The sequence below is a fragment of the Flavobacterium sp. genome, from assembly GCF_044341185.1.
Taxonomy (GTDB): Bacteria; Bacteroidota; Bacteroidia; order Flavobacteriales; family Flavobacteriaceae; genus Flavobacterium.
The window spans coordinates 24878-43403 of sequence record NZ_JBIISE010000019.1 but is presented as its reverse complement, the minus strand read 5'-3'; the positions used below and the strand labels follow the sequence as shown (position 1 = coordinate 43403).

Sequence of the window (18526 nt, the reverse complement as noted above, 5' to 3'; positions counted from 1 at the left end):
ACAAAACAGAAGAAGTGAGTTCTTAATTATCAAAAAGTAAGTAAGAACACCACATAGTAATAAAACAAAATCGCCTCAATATTGAGGCGATTTTTTTATGTACTTAATTTAGAAGAAAATATTTCTTTAACAGCAAGTTCGTAATTTCTTTTACTTTGGGCTTTTTTAATTTTCTTAAATGTTTTTTGGGTATCCGGAAAGGATTGTGAAAAGTATTCCCAAAAGCCTAACATCTTCATTCGTATTGGCGTTGGGCCTTGTAAAAAAGCATCATATTCCTGATAAATTTCATCGTGAAACACATTAAAAATCTTAAACCTATCTTCAGGATATTCGGTAGTATTATTTTTAATCATATTGGGTAAAAACGGATCTGCAAGTAAGCCTCTTCCAATCATAAAATGATCAATACTCGGAAAGCGAGCTTGCATGTCTTTAAATTTTTCAACTGAAGTAATATCACCATTATAATACAGTTTGTGTTTTGAAACATCTAAACAACGTTGAAACGAATCTAAATCTACATCGCCTTTATAAACTTGTTTACCAATTCTGGCATGAATGGCGATATTTTTTATAGGATATTTTTCTAAAATTGGGAACACCTCTAAAATTTCTGAGGCGTTTTCATAACCCATTCGCATTTTCATCGAAACCACAATATTCGTTTCACTATGCACTTTATCTAAAATAGAATGAATTCGTTCGGTATTGCTAATTAAACCAGAGCCCATTCCACATTTTGCCACCATGGGATACGGACAGCCTAAATTCCAATTTAGTTCTTTATAACCAAGTGATTGCACATATTTTGCTACAAATAAAAACTCTTCCGCATCATTAGTTATAATTTGCGGAATGACTTCTAAAGTCGAATTGTTTTCTGGAAGAATATCACGTTCGTATGACGCTTTAATTTCTAATTTTCCGTTTAATCTGATGTAAGGCGAATAGAACGTATCAATACCACCAAAGTGTTTGTGAAACGCATTTCGAAATCTGAAATCCGTAAATCCTTGTAAAGGAGAAGATAATAAAGTAATGCTCATCTAAACATTATCTGAAGCAAACCATTCTGCAAAAGACGATTCAGTTTCTTGTAAACGTAGCGAATGTAACTGAATGTCTTTAGGCAAACGCGCCCTAATTTTATTTGCAAAATCTACTACCATGTTTTCACTTGTAGGTTGATAATCCACCAAAATTACATGATGTCCGCGATTTTGTAATTCTTTCGCCAATTCTACATGTGGGGTATTTTGGTTAAAAACAGTAGCGTGATCAAAGACATCCACAATGTCTTCTCGGACAATTTTTTTTAAATCTGAAAAATCAATTACCATTCCAAATTTTACATTATTTGAATCTGTAATCGGTTCACCAATAACCGTAACCGATAGTTTATAACTATGTCCGTGTACGTTTTTACATTTTCCATCATAGCCATAAAGGGCATGACCCGTTTCGAAATTAAATTGTTTGGTAATTCTAATTTTACTCATGATGTGATAATTGAACAGCAAAATTACGAAATTATTCACATATCTTTGCTTCAAATGTGCAACTAATGGAATTGAATCCCCTTTACGAAACCATAATTACCAATTTATTGGAAAACCAATATGCCGTTTGCGATGCTTTTTTTTCAGATGAAGCGGTGCAAATTATGCGTGCGGAATTAGAACAAAAATTGGAAACATCTGAGTTTAAAAAATCGGCAATTGGAAATAAATCGGATGAAGTGGTGAAAGAAGAAATTCGTGGCGATTATATTTTTTGGCTGAATGAAGAAGATAAAAACAAAGCTTCGGAAACGTTTTTCAATACCATCAACGATTTTGTAACTTACATCAATGCGACTTGTTATTTAGGTATTACCACTAAAGAATTTCATTATGCATTGTATCCAGAAGGCACTTTTTACAAACGTCATTTAGATGTGTTTAAAAACGATACGCGACGAAAATTATCTATAGTTTGTTATTTAAACGATGAAAATTGGCAATCCGAATTTGGTGGCGAATTGGTCATTTACAAACCAGAAGAAGAAATTAAAATTTACCCATTAAAAGGCCGAGTGGTCATTTTTGAAAGTCAAATTTTAGAACACGAAGTCAAACCCGTTCATAGAAAAAGATTTAGTATTACGGGTTGGTTGAAAACGAGTTAATAATTTAGTAAAAATTACTTCTTAAACCCTTCCAAAGCCTTCTTCGTAAAAGCACTCAGTACCAATTTTCCAGAAATTTCAGCGCGTTCGTATAACAACGTGCTCCAATGTGCGGTATTTTGCCACAATACTTGTTTCATTTCAGCTAACGCTTCTGGATTGTAGCTAGCTAATTGTGAAGCGAATTTTTCTAATTCTGAATCCAAATCTTCAGGTTGCACTAATTTGGCAAACAACCCTTTTTCAAAAGCCCAAGTTGCAGGTTTCCATTCGTTTCCGGCTAAAGTTAATTCGCTCATAGCGGTGTGTCCAATTTTTCGGCTCACGGCAGGTTCAATTACAAAAGGGCCAATTCCTATAGTTAATTCTGAAAGTTTTACATCAGCTTTTGTTGTAGCAATAGCATAATCGCAAGCAGCAATAATTCCTACGCCACCACCAACGGTTTTTCCTTGTACTTTTCCAACAATTAATTTCGAACAGTTTCGCATGGCGTTTATCACATTGGCAAAACCAGAGAAAAATTGTTTTCCGTCTGTTAAATTATCAATTTGCAATAATTCATCAAAAGAAGCACCGGCACAAAAGGTAGATCCTTCGCTTTGTAAAACAATAATGGTAGCGTTTTCATTCGCATCTAAATCCTGAATTGTTTTCACTAATTCTTTCAATTGCGCGCTTGGAAACGAATTTCCTGCTGGATGAAAAAAGGTGATGTAACCAATATTATTTTTTACTTCTTGTTTTACGAAAGCTGTCATATTATCTTTTTAAACTAAAGTGTGATTTAAACTCTTTCTGAACGCCATCTTCTGTATATTCAATTTTAAACCAATAATCTGTTGAAGGCACTTCTTCGCCATTTAGTTTTCCATCCCAGCCTCCAGCATACGGATTTATTTCTTTTATTAATTTTCCGTATCGGTCAAAAATAAAAATTTTGGCTTTGAAATCTGGTGTTAAGCCAGAAATGTTCCAGGTATCATTATACGTATCGCCATTTGGCGTAAAATAATTTGGATACGAAATGGTAGTTACCGAGTTGGATTGTTTTATGGGTAAACATCCATTTACATCTTTAGCATAAACGGTATAAACACCATTTGGCAAGTTTGTAAAAATCGGGCTGGTTTGCCAATCTACTTGATTTAAACTAAATTCATACGAACCAAAACCGCCAATTACTTCTGCTTGAATGGTGGCTAATCCGCTTGAGAAAATCTCTGAAACCAATTCTAATTTTACAGAATTAGGTGCCGAAGAAATAAACAATTCCGTTTGATCTTCTTTTGAACATTGCGTAGCTGTATTAGTTACAACTACTTTATAAATTCCGGATGTACCCGCATTAAAAATAGCGTTTTCTTGACCTCCTGTTGTGTTTGGATTAGTAGGTGTCCAAGTATAGGTATAATTGCCAGGTACGGTTGGCGTGGCATTAATAGCAAAACTTCCAGCACCTGATCCTGGTTGTACGCATAATAGTTTATAATCGATAATATCAAAATTAGGTAGCGGGTTTACTTTTAAATCTAAATATTGACCTAAACCTACACAATCATTGTTTATATTACTGTCTATTCTAACCCAAATATGCTGAAGATTTGGAACTGTATTTCTAAATCCATCAGGGTTAGTGGTGTCTATTGGGTTTGCTTCTGCTAGGGCTTGTGCTTCGGAGGTATAATAAGTTACTGTTAAGTTGGAGCTATTTAAAAATGGAGATAAAATAGTAATTGTAGCATATGCAAAACTATTAGTTGAACCTGTAAAATTGAAATAATCAATACCATCAGTATCAGGATCATTTAGGTCGATATAATCATCACATTCTTCCAATACAATTTTTTGAAAAGTAGCAGGGATTTGTGTTGCTGAAACAATTAAATTTACTTGCGCGGTTCTAAAACATCCATCTGCATTTTCTATTCTTGCCCATACAATTCCGTTATTAGGTGAATTAAATGCAGTATCATTTGTTATTTGACTGATATTGTTTAAAGCATCTGTTAGTGTTAAGAAATATTTGAAAGTCAAATTACTTTGATTGGATAAAAGTACATTCGCTTCTGTTAAATTAAAATCTGTAATGGAATCGGTATCACTATCGCATTGTTTTAGTGGTTCAATAACTGGTTTTAGAACAGGTAATGGAGTTACAACAACATTAAAACTAGTAGTATTGAAGCAATTTGTTACGGTATTGAATAATCTAACATAAATAATAGCATTTGGCCCAGTATAGGATGTAATGGCATTTGTACCAGAAACCGCATCGTTTAGTAGTAAGTGATACGTAACAGTAACGTTTGCTTGATTATTTAATATTTCAGCCGTTTTTTGAGTTAAATTAAAGGTAGTTTGACCATTTGTGTCATTTCCATCTAAAGCATCATCACAGGCTTTTAAATCTGAAATAGAAACTAAAGTAGGCACATCATAATTAGTAACCACTACATTTGAAGATAAAGCTGGACAAACGCCGCTTGCAGGAATAGTATAGGTGTAGGTTCCGCTTAAATCAACTGTTGGATTAAAAGTGCTGTTTGGTCTATTTATTCCATTTAAAGACCATATTCCGCCAGTTGTTACTCCTGTACCTAATATAGGAAATAAATCAAAAGATGTTGCGCTTTTACAAGTATCCTTTGTTGTATTTGTACCTACATAGTTGGCTTGTTCTATGGTAACATTCACTTTTACACTAATAAAAGTTAGCGCTGTATTACATGTTTTTGTAAAAGAATAAATATATTCACCTGGTAAATTAATAGCTGGATCGAAAATATCGCCTGCTAATGGCGCGCCACCAGCTGGTACTGTCCATGTTCCTCCAGTTCCTGGATTTCCATTAATAGCATCAAATAAATTAGTAGTAGTGGATGAACACACCGTAACTGGAGTATCTTGTGGGGCACTACCAAAACCTGAATAGTAACCTGCGTAACCTGCGGCGCCACTTGCTCCAAAAACACCTACTGCTAGTGGCCCTGTGGATATTACATTTACATTTCCAGAATATCCTGAAATTCTATAAGTAACCCAATCTGCATTTCCAAGAACTGCTTGTGATTGTGAGGTATTAATTGTATTTCCGTTTATTGTAATTGTGGCATTTGAATAAGTTAAAATCATTAAGTCGGCATTGTAATTAGAACTACCAATTTCGTTGATTGCTGGTAAATAAACAGAATTTTGAAAAAAGCAACTAAGTGGTGGGATAAAATTTAATCCAGAGGTTGGATAAGAGTTATCCCCACCAATTAATTGATAGGCAAAAACAGGTTTTGATGATTTTACATATATGTTTTTATTAGTAGCACTTCCTTGATATTGTGAATTAGGTACTAAATAATAATCACCAGCATTTAAGGTTGTTGCGGCTACCGTATTCCCATTTACGAAAATTTGAGTATTGTCTTCATTTGCAATTATTAATGGTAATTCCATTTGAGGCAAGCCGTTTCCTTCGATAAAAATATATTCTGTTCCAATTTGAGAAGAAGACACTATTTGATCTAATGTAAAATCGGAACCATTATTTGATACACCTCCAGTTGCATTACCTGTGTTGACTGCTACTGGTTTAGTAGCAGTTAATAAAGCGCCTATAAAACCAGTCCAATTTGCGCTTACATCTGTATAACCTGAAAAAACAATGGATTCTCCTTCATTTAATGTAAATGTTTGAGTATCAGAAGTGATATTTCCTGTACCAGAAACAAATACCACACTAGAATTATAATCCGATAAATTTATCACGGTATTGTTTTCTGTAGCCATAACACTGGAAACAAAATTTCGAATTGAAACTTCACCGCCTTGTGGTGTGCTTCCTAATCTAAAGGATGTTCCAATGCCTGGTCTACCTTTGGAAATTAATGTTTCTGCATGATTTGCTGCTCGCATTCTAAAGCTTACATAAAAATCCTTAGCCCCTTGTAAAATAAGACCTTTGTCATTTTTAACAATATTAACATCAGCAACATCCAAAAACATATCAGTAGGTTGTCCAGATCCCACAGATACCACTATAGGTGTAGACTGAGAAATTGTAAATGGCGAACCGGTAATAGGTATGCCATTTCCAGTTGTAACCGTTACTTCAAAAGGAACTGTTTCTGGAGTTGAAATATATAAATAATGATTTTCAATTGCAGTGTTGTCTCTAGAGTGTAATGGCGGTAACCAATGTTTGTTACTTAATTGGGCATTAGTAGTAAAAAAACCAAAAATAGTAAGTAAAATATATATTTTTTTCATTTGGTGGAATATGAATAACAAATTTATTCTATTTTTATTTAATTCTGATTATAATAAAAGAAAAAGGCACCTTTTGGCACCCATTTTAAACTTTTTATGATAAAAATTAAGGGTTTATTTGAAATGTTTGGTTACTATTTGGTGCAACTCCTCTAACATTTATTGCTCTTCCTGATGCGTCTAATACAAATGCAACGAAACGAATATTAGCTACATTTGCTACATTTGCTGGTATAGGTATTGTAAAGTTTCTTGTAACTATTGAACCTGCATTTGTTCCAGTTAATGCATCTCCAATAACTAAATTTGTTAGGCAAGCTCTTAAAACATGATTGTGTTCAAAATTAACAATTGGATTTTGTCCACCAAAGTATGATGTGGCGTTTACCTGATTGTAAATTAAACCATCTTCTAAAACATACACTACAAGTTTTAAATCAGAAAAATTTGCAACAAATTTAATATTTACATCTAAATTAATGTTCCCACCAGAAACCGAAGAGTTTAATGCAATACCTAAATCAGCATTCGGTTTAATTTGGTTTTTCACTTCTGTTGGAGAATTAGAATTACTCCATTGAATATTTCTGTTTAATTTTGCTGCTGGATAGCCAGAAATATCTAACATTTGTTCAAGAGCTAAAGCATTAAAGTTATAAGGATCAGTAAAAGAACCAGAAGTTCTATGAATTGAAACGGGATATGCGTTTAACCCTTCTGCTTCAACTTGTTCTATACCATGTAAAACTCTTGGGCAATATTGGCACCAGGTTCCAGTATAATCTTCAATTAAGACATTTTTTAAAAATTTTCCAGAAATTGGCTGTTCAATAACCTCAGAACTTACTGAATTATCTTCCCAATCATTTGATATGCATGACACATTTATTAACCCTAAAAAAGTAATTGCAGCGAACAGAATTTTTCTCATATAATTTTATGTTTTTCAGTAGTTTGGCGTGAAACTTCTTATGCAAATTTAAAAAAATTTTTTATAATGCTGGAAATATCTTTTATTTGCTATTAAATATCTTTCGAATAATGAAAAAACTAGTTTTAAATGTAATCCTATTTTTATGTGCATTAGGGTTTTCGCAAAAAAAATTACCAGGTGTAACACTTAAAAATTTAGAGGGAACAACGGTTTCTACAACTCAAAATTTTATAGAAAAAGACAAAGTATATGTGTATTGTTTTTGGGCAACTTGGTGTGCACCTTGTATTCAAGAATTAGATGCAATTAATGAAGTATACGAAGATTGGAAATCACAAGCCAATGTAGAAGTTATTGCGGTTTCAATTGATGATGCCAGAACCAATAAAAGAGTAAAACCACTTGTAAATGGTAAAGGTTGGGAATATACAATACTGATGGATACCAATCAAGATTTTAAAAGAAGTTTAGGCATTTCAAATCCACCTTTCACTGCAGTGGTAAAAAATGGAGAAATTGTTTTTACTCAAAACGGCCACACACCTGGAAGCGAAAATCAGTTATTGGAACAAATTAAAGCCTTGAAATAATGAAAAAAACAATCACTTTCACGTTTTTAATTTCGACTCTTTTTTCATTCGCACAAAATGCCGATTCTACCAAAACGAAATTAAAAGTGTATGGTAGTTTTGAAAGAAATGGACAATGGTACACTAATGATAAAAATAGAGGAATCAACCACGATACTGTACCATTACGTGCCAACAATTATTTCAATGTAAATTTCAATTACAAAAAATTCACATTTGGAACGCAAGTGGAATCCTATATGAATGAGGCATTATTAAATTTTAATCCAAAATATAAGGGTACAAATTTTGCCACTTATTATGTGAATTATAAATCCAAAAAATTAGACGTGACTTTAGGTCATTATTACGTACAATTTGGAAGTGGCTTAGCACTAAGAACATGGGAAGACCGGTCTTTAGGTATTAATAATGCACTACGTGGTGCAAAAGTGGTGTATTCGCCAATTGATGAAATTTCTTTTACTGCTTTATACGGAAAAGCTAGAACTGGTTTTGATGTAGCAAACGGCGATGTTTTCGGATTTAACACAGATGTTAATGTTAGTCAACTTTTAAACATGGAAACCTTCGATTTTAAATATGGTTTTAGTGGTGTCAGTAGATACGAAAAATTGCCAGTTTCTGTTAAAAATTTTAGTGCTTTTACTAATGTGTTTTCAAACCGATTTGAATTGGGTTATAAAAATTATTATGTAAATACCGAATATGTTTTTAAAACCCGTGATGCAATTATTGTACAAAATATTTTGGACACAGATTTTGCTAAAGAGGGTAGTGCTTTATTAGTAAATTTTGGATATTCAAAAAAAGGAATTGGTTTTGACGCCAATTTAAGACGTGTTGAAAATATGCAATTATTAGCACAAAGAAATTTAGATAACTATCCAACACTTTCAAGTACAAGTTTAAATTATAACGACAAAATATTGAATTTCATTCCAAGTTTAACCAAACAACATCATTCTAATTTGGCAAATATTTATGTGTACCAAGCCCAGTTTCAAGTGGTGATGGATGAATCTACACAGATAAACAAATTTGGAGAAATTGGCGGACAATTTGATTTTTTCTACGATTTTAAAAAAGGCACTGCTTTGGGAGGAAAATATGGAACGAAAATTAATTTAAATGTATCTTCTTGGTTTAATTTGAAAGCAAAATACAGATATACAAATAATGCTGGTGAGAACATCCAAAATTATCAAGCAGAATTATTTAATGCTAACGAGAAGTATTTTTCAGATTATAATATTGAAATCACGAAAAAGGTTTCCAAAAATTTCAAAACAGCATTCACGTATATCAATCAGTATTATAACAATAAACAAATTCAAGGTATATTTAATAATTACATTATTAATTCTCATACTCTATTTTCAGAATCAACCTATCAATTATCTGACACAAAATCGATTACTTTTGGTTTTGAACATATGTGGGCAGATAATGATAGAAAAAATTGGGCAGCTGGAACAGTAGAGTACAATCATAATGAAAACTGGTCAATATTTGCTATGGATATGTATAATTATGGTTTTGACCATAAAACGCTTACCATTAGTGAAACAGATTTGTTTGATATCCATTTCTATAATTTTGGAACTGCTTATAAAAAAGGAAGTACACGTGTGGCATTAAATTATGGCCGTCAACGTGGCGGTTTGGTTTGTGCTGGTGGTGTGTGCCGATTTGTTCCTCCAAGTACCGGTTTAGGATTGCAAATTACAACCTCATTTTAATATAAAAAATCCCAGTTAATTTTAATTGGGATTTTTTTTTAGAAAAACGCACGCAACTGAATGGTACCAGTATGTACCGTTTTACTTGTTTCTGATTTTCGTCCGTTATAATTTACTGAAACATCTAAAAATTGCGTAATATTTTTCTGAAATAGAAGTTGCCAAGTAGAATTTTTTCCGTTTTGTAATCCTTCCAGCAATTGAAAACCAACTGGAGAAGAAACGCTTCCGGTAAAATTATTATTGATATAAGTAAATATTCCATTTAATGAAAATCCTTTCTCTGTATTCCAATTAAATGACGTGCCTAGTTGTTGCTGTTTTAATTTTTCTAAATTTCCGATTGTATTTTCTTTACTATTATTTTCATAAAAAACATCCCAACTTGCATTTTTATTAAAAATATATGACACTTTAGGAGCAATTTCTAAGCCACTAATATTAAAATTTCTACTTGCATAATTATCCGAAATGCTTTTTAAATTTGAAGTACTTGTTTGTAATTGAAATAACCAGAATTTTTTTACTAAATGCACATATTGCAACTGATGATTTTTAAGATAATTTTCTTGAATTCCAAAATTCAAAACGTTTTTTAACGCACTAGAATTGTAAGTATAGGTTACCGAATTTTTTTGTTTTCCTTTATTAAAAAACAAACTATTTCTAAAATTATTATTTAATCCTATTAAATTCGAATCATTTTTTGCAAAAGGATTCCATTCAAAAACATTGGAATTTCGAGTTGTTTTTTTATCTATTATCAAGGAAGTTTGATTGTAAAATTTAGATAAAAACTTCATTATTCCAGTTTTATTTTGCCAAGCATTTCCGTTAAATGTAACTGTTTGACTCAATTTGTTTTGATACGTTCTAATAAATATCTGATTGGGAAGAAATATTTTTATATATTTTGCTAAATCAGAAAAAGTTGCAATTTCAAATTCTTGTAGCTCCTGAATGTTGTTATTATTATAATCGTTCCACATATATATACCTCGACCAGCATCAACTTCTAAAAACGTAAATTCTTGTTGGGCGATACTTCCCGAATTATTTTCATAAAAAGTAGTAGTTTGAATTAGTTGATTAAAAAAGGAATCAGAATAATTTACTCTCGAATTTATAGAAGGTTCTGTGGCGCGATTATCTGCAAATTTTAAGGTTCTATAATTGATGAATATACCTAAATTTCTTCTATCGTTTTTGATAATTTGCGATTTCAAATAAGTTGAAAATGATGTATTTACTCGTTGTAATAGATTGTTTTTAATACTATCATTTTGTCGGGTTAAATACCCAATTTCGGCAAATACTTTTGTAGAATCTCCTCGACCAATAAAGTTTCCAAATTCTGAAAATCGTTGACTAAAATTGCTTAAAATTTTTGTTTCATTTGCTATCTCTTTATTGTTTTCAAATCTAAAATTAGCACCTAAATAGTTTTTCTTAAAATGATATTTCGCAACATTTTGACTTCTTAAAAAATTTGATTTACTTGAATTATTTTTACTATCCATCAAACTAACTTGTGTTTGAAGTGCTAAATTTTTATTTTTTGTAAAGGATTGAAACGTGTGTTTATTTCCAGAAAAATTGGTAGAATAAACTAATTTTTCAAATTGGTATTTTCCAAATGTTTTCCATTTAACCGTATCTTTTTGAACCGAATTAAATTGGACTCCACCCAATAATAACATCTGATTTCCTAATGGATTGGTAAGGTTCCAATCTCGATTAAACTCAATATTATACAATCGCTCAATAGGTTTAAAATTTTCTTGAATGTAATTAATAGTAGCAAAAGATTGCACTTGAATTCCTTTAGAAAACAATTGCTGTTTCAGATTTAATTTTGTTGCAATTCCTTGGTTATTGGCATCATCTAAATTTGAAAATAAATTTTTATCGTGATTAGAAATGGCAATTTCGGTTTCAATTTCTGTTTTTTTAGTTGGCGAAAACGAACTTACAATGGTAGCGATTTGAATTTTAGTTGGTGCAATTAGCTTAACTATTGGTTCGTAACTTCCTTGCGGAACACCCGAAATCGGCGCTAAATATTCGTAAATTTTCCCAATCGTATTGCTACTTGCTAAAATATAATTTCCTAAATTATTTCCTAAGAAAGTAAATTTTACTTGGTATAAAGTTTGTGTAGGGTCTGTAGAAAATTCAAATATTTCAGTGCTACCTAGTATCGATTTTTTATAGAGTATTTTATTTTCCGAATAGGAATCTATATAAGCTGAAGATGCATTCATTAAGTCAGGATTGTCTCCAGCGAGCTGTAAAGTTTGCACTTGATTTTCAGATAAACTTTGTTGTAACGGTTGATTTTTTACATCATTTTCATTGTACAGATAAGCACCAATACTAAATTTATCACTTTCGTGCTGAAATCCGCCGTAGCTTAAAAAACGGGTATAATTTCTATCCGAATATTGATATTCCATTACAATTCGCATTTCGGAAGTTATTGGAAAAGTGGCATTAAAAATAATTTCTCCTGCGTTATAATCTATTATATAATCTTTGTTTTCGCCTCGCTCTTTTAATATTCCGTTTACATAAACACGTTCTGAACCCGAAATAATTAACACATATAATTCACCACTATTGCCTCGTAATTTGTAGGGACCCTGATTACCTTCTTGTCCTGTGAAATTACTTTTTGTATATTGTCCTCGAACTAATGAAGCAGCAAAAAACAAATCGTTTTTTTTGGTATTTCCCCAATTAAAATGTGAGGAAAGACCTTGCACTTTTTTGTTAAAATTTAAAAAGCTGGTTTTTCTATTTTCTAAAAATAAATCACCTGCTCTTATGTTCCAATTTTTCGATGAAAGTTCAATAAATATTTGATCAAATTCATCAATTTTTTGCGAATATCCGCCTTCTTGCAAGGGTATATTACTATCTTGAATAGATGCTTTTAATGTAATATCGTCAGATAATTTCCCAGAAATTTGTAAATCTAAATTGGAATTTAAAACCGTATTTTGATTGTTTCCCACTGTGAATCCTCGAGAAATACTTCCATTGGTTTTCAAGTCATTAAAAATTGGAATTTGTTTTTTTGTGTTTTCCGAGAACGTAAGTAATCGTCCGTTTTCATTTGGCACAATTTTTTTTTCGTCGTAAATAGTGTAGGTTTTCGTTAGAAAATTTGGCAATTGATAATATTGAACTCGTACTGAATCTTGAAATATTTTTTTGAAAATTAATTTTTTAGTTTGGTAATTGAATGAATAAAAAGAGGTATCAATTTCTTGTTGATTTACATTGAAAATTTTAAATGAATTTGGATTCAATGCAGAAGTATCAATAAGAATTTCTTTATTTGTATATATAAATTTTTTAGTTTTGAATGCGTTGTTTTTCTCTTGACCAAAGCCAACAGAAACAAAACAAAACAATAAAAGACAACTAATTTGTTTATACATATGGTAAAAGTACTGATATTTGTATAAACGAGAAAATTTCAATTTTTGTATACCATTCTATTTACTTAATTTTGTATAAGTTTTTACAACAAATAACTAGCCACTTAAAACCTACATAACAATGAAAAAAAGCCTTTCTATTTTATTTTTATTTCTTTCATTAAGCACATTTGCTCAAGAAATTCGTTTTGCACGAATTGATAGTTTGTTAAACTACTTATATGAAAACGACAAATTTATGGGTTCTTTATGCATTCGTTTAGGCGATGAAGTAGTTTTTAAACAAGCCTATGGGTTTTCTGAAGCAACTAAAGGAGTGCGTGCCAATGGTGCCACGAAATATAAAATTGGATCTATATCTAAAACGTTTACCGCTACAATGATAATGCAATTGGTGGAAGAAAAACAGATTTTGTTATCGACTAAGTTGAATCGATTTTTCCCAAAAATTGACCAATCTGATAAAATTACGATAGAACATTTATTGTATCAACGCACGGGAATAAAAGACTATGCAAATGCTGATGCTACATTAACAGATGTGTTGGGAAAACCAAATACGAAAGAGTTGATACTAAAAAAAATAGAAAATTATTCTTCTATATTTGAAGCTGATACCAAACACGAATACAGTAATTCTAATTACTTTATTTTAGGTTTAATTATAGAGAAAATTACAAAAAAATCATTTGCAGAAAATTTAAAAACAAGAATTTCAGATAAATTAGAGTTAAAAAACACGTATTACACAAACGATAAAACAGACATTTCTAAAAGAGAAAGTTATTCCTACACATTTAATGGCGAATATTGGGATAAAATTGATGAATGGAATAACGACATTGCTTTTTCTTCTGGAGGAATTATTTCAACACCGGAAGACTTAACAAAATTTATTCGTGCCCTTTTTAAAGGAAATTTAGTTACTCCAGCTTCATTAGAACTAATGAAAACACTTAAAGACACTTACGGAATGGCATTAATTCGTTTCCCATTTGGAGAAAGAAAATTTTATGGTCATAACGGAAAAATTGAAGGATTTGGATCTTCAATGGGTTATTATGAAAAAGATGATTTGACAATTTCTTTAATTGTAAACGGTGAAAATTATAGTCAAAACGACATTATGATTGGAATTTTAAGTATTTATTATAAGTTGCCTTATCCGTTCCCGAATTTTAAAAAGTTAGATGCAGAATTAATTCAAAAATATTCTGGAACCTTTGCTTCTAAAGAGATTCCATTAAAAATTAACGTTTTTGAAAAAGAAGGAAATTTATTAGCACAAGCTACTGGACAACCGAGTTTTCCATTAACTTTTTCTAAAGATGATGTTTTTGTATTTGTTCAAGCTGGAATAGAAATTGAGTTTATCTCTGCGACTTCTTTCGTATTAAAACAAGGGGGCATGAAATTTAATTTTACTAAGGAATAGAAATATTTTATCTTAGCCAATTAATTGATCAAAATGAAATATTACATAATAGCGGGCGAAGCGTCAGGTGATTTACACGGTTCCAACTTAATGAAAGCTATTTTAGCCAAAGATCCAACTGCAGAAATTCGTTTTTGGGGTGGTGACTTAATGCAAAATGTGGGTGGCACCTTAGTAAAACATTATCGTGAATTAGCTTTTATGGGTTTTGCCGAAGTGATTATGAATTTACGAACCATTTTAGGTAATATTTCTTTTTGTAAGAAAGACATTCTTGATTTTCAACCAGATACTTTAATTTACATTGATTACCCAGGTTTTAATATGCGAATTGCAAAATGGGCTAAGAAATTAGGTATTCAAAATCAATATTTTATTTCCCCTCAAATATGGGCTTGGAAAGAAAATCGTATCAAAGACATCAAACGCGATATTGATAAAATGTACGTGATTTTGCCTTTTGAAAAAGATTTTTACGAGAAAAAACATAATTTTCCTGTTGAATTTGTAGGGCATCCTTTAATAGATGCCATTTCCGATAGAAAGCAAATCAATTTTGAACAATTTACTAAAGAAAATAATTTAACAAATCAACCTATTATTGCTTTGTTACCAGGAAGTAGAAAACAAGAAATTGAAAAAATGCTTTCCATTATGCTATCTGTTGTCGCTAAATTTCCTAATTATCAATTTGTAATAGCTGGAGCGCCAAGTCAAGAATTTCAATTTTATAAAACATTTTTAACTACCGAAAATGTAAAATTTGTAAGTAATAAAACGTACGATTTATTAAGTGTTTCTCATGCTGCGTTAGTAACTTCTGGAACAGCTACTTTAGAAACAGCATTGTTTAAAGTGCCACAAATTGTGTGTTACAAAGCCAATAAAATTTCTTATGAAATTGCAAAACGAATTATTACACTAAAGTTTATTTCTTTAGTCAATTTAATCATGGATAAAGAAGTGGTGAAAGAACTAATTCAAAATGAGTTAAATACTCATAATTTAGAAATTGAATTGCACAAAATTTTATCAGGAAAATCCAGAGAAACCATTCAAAACGAGTATGAAATTTTGGAACAAAAATTGGGTGGAAAAGGGGCGAGTGAAAAAACTGCGAATGGTATAATTTCTTCAATTAAAATATAATTTCTAAATTTAAACTTCATAAAACCCCAAAAAAATGAAAAAATCTATTTATATTTTCTTACTAACTATTTTATTATTTAGTTGTAAATCCCTGCAGAAGCCTGTAATTGTTACTTCAAAACAAGTGGCTCAAAAAACAGGAAGTTATACATTTACTGAAAAAACAGGATTAGAAAAACCTGCAAAACCTACAAAAAAAGAATTAAAAGCTATTGAAAAAGCGAAACAAAAAGCTGTACAAGATAGTATTGAACAATCCAAAATTAAAGTAGTGGTGGAAGAAGAAACGCCACAAGATTTTACTCCCACTTTTGAGGTGTCAGATTACATAAAGCAACAAATTCTCAATGTAGCGGCAGAAAGTTTAGGTTCACCTTATAGAGGAGGAGGTTCAACTCCAGCTGGTTTTGATTGTTCTGGTTTTGTTACCTATACGCTTAATCAATTTGATATTACATTGCCAAGAAATTCGGCAGAAATGGCACAAATTGGAAAACGCATATTAAAAAAAGACGCCAAACCAGGCGATTTAATTTTTTTTAAAACCAATGGCAGCTACATTAGTCATGTAGGAATAGTAACAGAAAATACAGATGGGATAATTAAATTCATTCATTCATCAACTAGTAGCGGAGTAGTATATTCGTCTACTTCTGAAAATTATTATGCAAGAACTTTTGTATGTGTAAATAGAATTTTGGAATAAATTTAGCAAACCATTTCTGCATTTTTTACTGAAAAATAATCCCAAATTATTTTTTTATTGTAAACAAACCTACTAACTCATGAAATTTATTAAATTCCCAATTGTTCCCATACTTGGGGGCTTTAGTATTGGAATTGTAATTCAATATTACTTTTCCATTCCGTTATTTTATATTTTAATTGGACTGATTTTAAATGTACTTTGTTTTTCTATTGGATATTTTCTGAATATTAAAAAGAGATTAAATTCCTTGATTTTTGAAAGTTTTGTAGTGCTTTTGTGTTTAAATTTAGGTACACTTTCAAGTTATTTTAATGTTCAAATACATTCGAAAATCCATATTTCTAATTTTATTTCAGAAAAAAATATTGTTCAAGGTGTAGTTTCTGAAAAATTAAAATCAACTACATATTTTGATAAATTTATTTTAAAAGCGGAACGAATTAACGGGCAAAATTGTATAGGTAAAATACTGCTTTATGTACCAAAAATAAAGAAAAAAGAAATAGAGGTTGGAAACAAAATAAAGTTGTTTGAAACCCCAAATATCCTTCAAAACGCTTTAAATCCATATCAATTTGATTATTCTAAATATTTAAAAAATCAGAATGTTTTTCATGAAATTAAAATTAATGAGACAAATACAATTAGTGTTTCAACAGACACAAATTTTTATTATTATATCAATTTAATTAAATCGAAATTATTAAAAAGTTATGATGTAAATAGCTTTAAAAAAGACAATTACAATCTATTAATGGCATTGCTTTTTGGTGAAAAAACAGAGTTATCAAAAGAAATTAGTACAAATTACACACAAGCAGGAATTATTCATATTTTAGCCATTTCAGGATTACATATTGCCTTAATTTACGGAATTGTACTTTGGCTTACTAAACCATTACTTCGATTCAAAAAAGGGAAATTGTATATCTTTCTTCTTTCGTTATGTATTTTATGGTTTTATGCCATTTTAGCTGGATTTTCTGCTTCAATTGTACGCGCAGCGGTTATGTTTTCTGTAGTTGCATTGGGAAAAATTGTTAACCGACAGTCTAATATTTATAATTCTTTAGCTGTTTCCGCATTGCTTTTACTTTTATATAATCCAAATTATCTTTTTGATGTTGGATTTCAATTGAGTTTCGCCGCCGTATTAAGTATTGTAATTTTTCAGCCCTTAGTTAGAAAATACAGTTATTCCAAGCATTTAATTGTCTTTAAAATTAAAGAATTATTACTTATTTCTTTGGTGGCTCAAATTGGTGTTTTGCCCTTAATATTGTATTATTTTGGACAATTTCCTTTATTGTTTTTATTGGCTAATTTAATTGCGATTCCGCTTTCAAGCCTTATTTTAATTTTAGGATTAGCATTGATTCCTTTCAATTTTTTGTTGCCGAAAGTAGCGGTTTATTTGAGTGTTTTAGTCAATTTTTTAATTGAATTAATGAATGCTTTTACGGCTTGGATCGTAAAATTCGATGTTTTTATTATAAAAAATATAGCTTTTCACGAAGTGTTAGTTTTGCTGTTATATTTGCTTATTGGTACGATAGTATATTTTGTATACTTCCCGAAAAGTAAAAATTTTAAGGCTATATTAGTTTCTATAATTATATTTCAGTTGGGCTATTTTTTACTGAATTCTAACGAAAAAAATAATAATGAATTTGGCGTTTTTAATAGTATGAAAAACACGCTGTTTGTTGAAACCATAAATAATGAATCTGTATTTTATACGGATGATTTTGCTAATTCTAAATCATCAATAGAAGCGTATACAAGAGGAAAATTTGTAAAAAAGTATCGAATAGAACCTATTAAAAATGTATTTAGTTTTAAGAAAAAAATTCTTTGTATTGACAGTTTAGGAGTGTATACTACCAAACAAAAACCAGAAATTATAGTACTCATTCAATCGCCAAAAATTAATTTGAAACGATTAATTTCAACCATTAAGCCAGAACAAATAATTGCCGATGGGTCAAATTATAAAAGTTATATAAAACTTTGGAAGACCACTTGTGAGCAAGAAAAAATCCCTTTTCACGCCACAGCTGAAAAGGGATTTTATATATTGAAATAAAT

13 protein-coding genes are annotated in these 18526 nt (G+C 30.6%); 7 read left to right on the top strand and 6 right to left on the bottom strand.

Going from position 1 to position 18526, the window contains the following annotated elements; all coding sequences use genetic code 11:
- Positions 1 to 95: 95 nt before the first annotated feature.
- Together ACIQZ1_RS05810 and ACIQZ1_RS05805 are read right to left on the bottom strand one after the other, a co-directional pair.
- The gene (locus tag ACIQZ1_RS05810; RefSeq protein ID WP_396159896.1) at positions 96 to 1049 is read right to left on the bottom strand and encodes a tRNA dihydrouridine synthase; all 954 of its coding nucleotides are present in this window, start codon (positions 1047 to 1049) and stop codon (positions 96 to 98) included.
- Positions 1050 to 1502: a 6-pyruvoyl trahydropterin synthase family protein gene (locus tag ACIQZ1_RS05805; RefSeq protein WP_396148312.1), complete on the bottom strand. Its 453-nt coding sequence runs from the start codon at positions 1500 to 1502 to the stop codon at positions 1050 to 1052. It abuts the gene before it with no gap.
- A 65-nt stretch (positions 1503 to 1567) separates the two neighbouring features.
- Between ACIQZ1_RS05805 and ACIQZ1_RS05800 the strand changes: the two genes are divergently transcribed.
- Entirely contained in the window at positions 1568 to 2170 is a 603-nt protein-coding gene (locus ACIQZ1_RS05800) for a 2OG-Fe(II) oxygenase (RefSeq protein ID WP_396159894.1), read from the top strand.
- Between the two features lie 14 nt (positions 2171 to 2184).
- Here the strand turns inward: ACIQZ1_RS05800 and ACIQZ1_RS05795 are convergent, their stop codons facing one another.
- The 3 genes from ACIQZ1_RS05795 to ACIQZ1_RS05785 all read right to left on the bottom strand — a co-directional run bounded on the left by ACIQZ1_RS05795 (position 2185) and on the right by ACIQZ1_RS05785 (position 7364).
- On the bottom strand, positions 2185 to 2931 hold the full coding sequence (locus tag ACIQZ1_RS05795; protein ID WP_396159892.1) for an enoyl-CoA hydratase/isomerase family protein: 747 nt from the start codon (positions 2929 to 2931) through the stop codon (positions 2185 to 2187).
- A 1-nt stretch (position 2932) separates the two neighbouring features.
- The gene (locus ACIQZ1_RS05790) at positions 2933 to 6433 is read right to left on the bottom strand and encodes a T9SS type B sorting domain-containing protein (protein ID WP_396159890.1); all 3501 of its coding nucleotides are present in this window, start codon (positions 6431 to 6433) and stop codon (positions 2933 to 2935) included.
- A gap of 106 nt (positions 6434 to 6539) precedes the next feature.
- Entirely contained in the window at positions 6540 to 7364 is an 825-nt protein-coding gene (locus ACIQZ1_RS05785) for an Omp28-related outer membrane protein (RefSeq protein ID WP_396159888.1), read from the bottom strand.
- A gap of 110 nt (positions 7365 to 7474) precedes the next feature.
- Here ACIQZ1_RS05785 and ACIQZ1_RS05780 point away from each other — a divergent pair, with 110 nt between their 5' ends.
- Positions 7475 to 7957 carry a TlpA family protein disulfide reductase gene (locus ACIQZ1_RS05780; protein WP_396159886.1) on the top strand — a complete coding sequence of 161 codons (483 nt, stop codon included), beginning with the start codon at positions 7475 to 7477 and terminating at the stop codon, positions 7955 to 7957.
- Positions 7957 to 9699: a DUF6029 family protein gene (locus ACIQZ1_RS05775; RefSeq protein ID WP_396159884.1), complete on the top strand. Its 1743-nt coding sequence runs from the start codon at positions 7957 to 7959 to the stop codon at positions 9697 to 9699. The genes ACIQZ1_RS05780 and ACIQZ1_RS05775 overlap by 1 nt, the downstream gene beginning before the upstream one ends.
- 38 nt (positions 9700 to 9737) lie before the next feature.
- On the opposite strand, the gene ACIQZ1_RS05770 is transcribed toward ACIQZ1_RS05775, so the two are convergent.
- Positions 9738 to 13145 carry a hypothetical protein gene (locus ACIQZ1_RS05770; protein WP_396159882.1) on the bottom strand — a complete coding sequence of 1136 codons (3408 nt, stop codon included), beginning with the start codon at positions 13143 to 13145 and terminating at the stop codon, positions 9738 to 9740.
- 121 nt (positions 13146 to 13266) lie between these two features.
- Between ACIQZ1_RS05770 and ACIQZ1_RS05765 the strand changes: the two genes are divergently transcribed.
- From ACIQZ1_RS05765 to ACIQZ1_RS05750, 4 genes are all read left to right on the top strand, one after another.
- Positions 13267 to 14580 carry a serine hydrolase domain-containing protein gene (locus ACIQZ1_RS05765; RefSeq protein ID WP_396159880.1) on the top strand — a complete coding sequence of 438 codons (1314 nt, stop codon included), beginning with the start codon at positions 13267 to 13269 and terminating at the stop codon, positions 14578 to 14580.
- Between the two features lie 33 nt (positions 14581 to 14613).
- Complete coding sequence (lpxB, locus tag ACIQZ1_RS05760) at positions 14614 to 15729, top strand: lipid-A-disaccharide synthase (RefSeq protein ID WP_396159879.1); 1116 nt, start codon at positions 14614 to 14616, stop codon at positions 15727 to 15729.
- 34 nt (positions 15730 to 15763) lie between these two features.
- Positions 15764 to 16435: a C40 family peptidase gene (locus ACIQZ1_RS05755; protein ID WP_396159877.1), complete on the top strand. Its 672-nt coding sequence runs from the start codon at positions 15764 to 15766 to the stop codon at positions 16433 to 16435.
- Positions 16436 to 16514: 79 nt separating this feature from the next.
- Entirely contained in the window at positions 16515 to 18524 is a 2010-nt protein-coding gene (locus ACIQZ1_RS05750) for a ComEC/Rec2 family competence protein (protein WP_396159875.1), read from the top strand.
- The last annotated feature ends 2 nt before the right edge of the window (positions 18525 to 18526 follow it).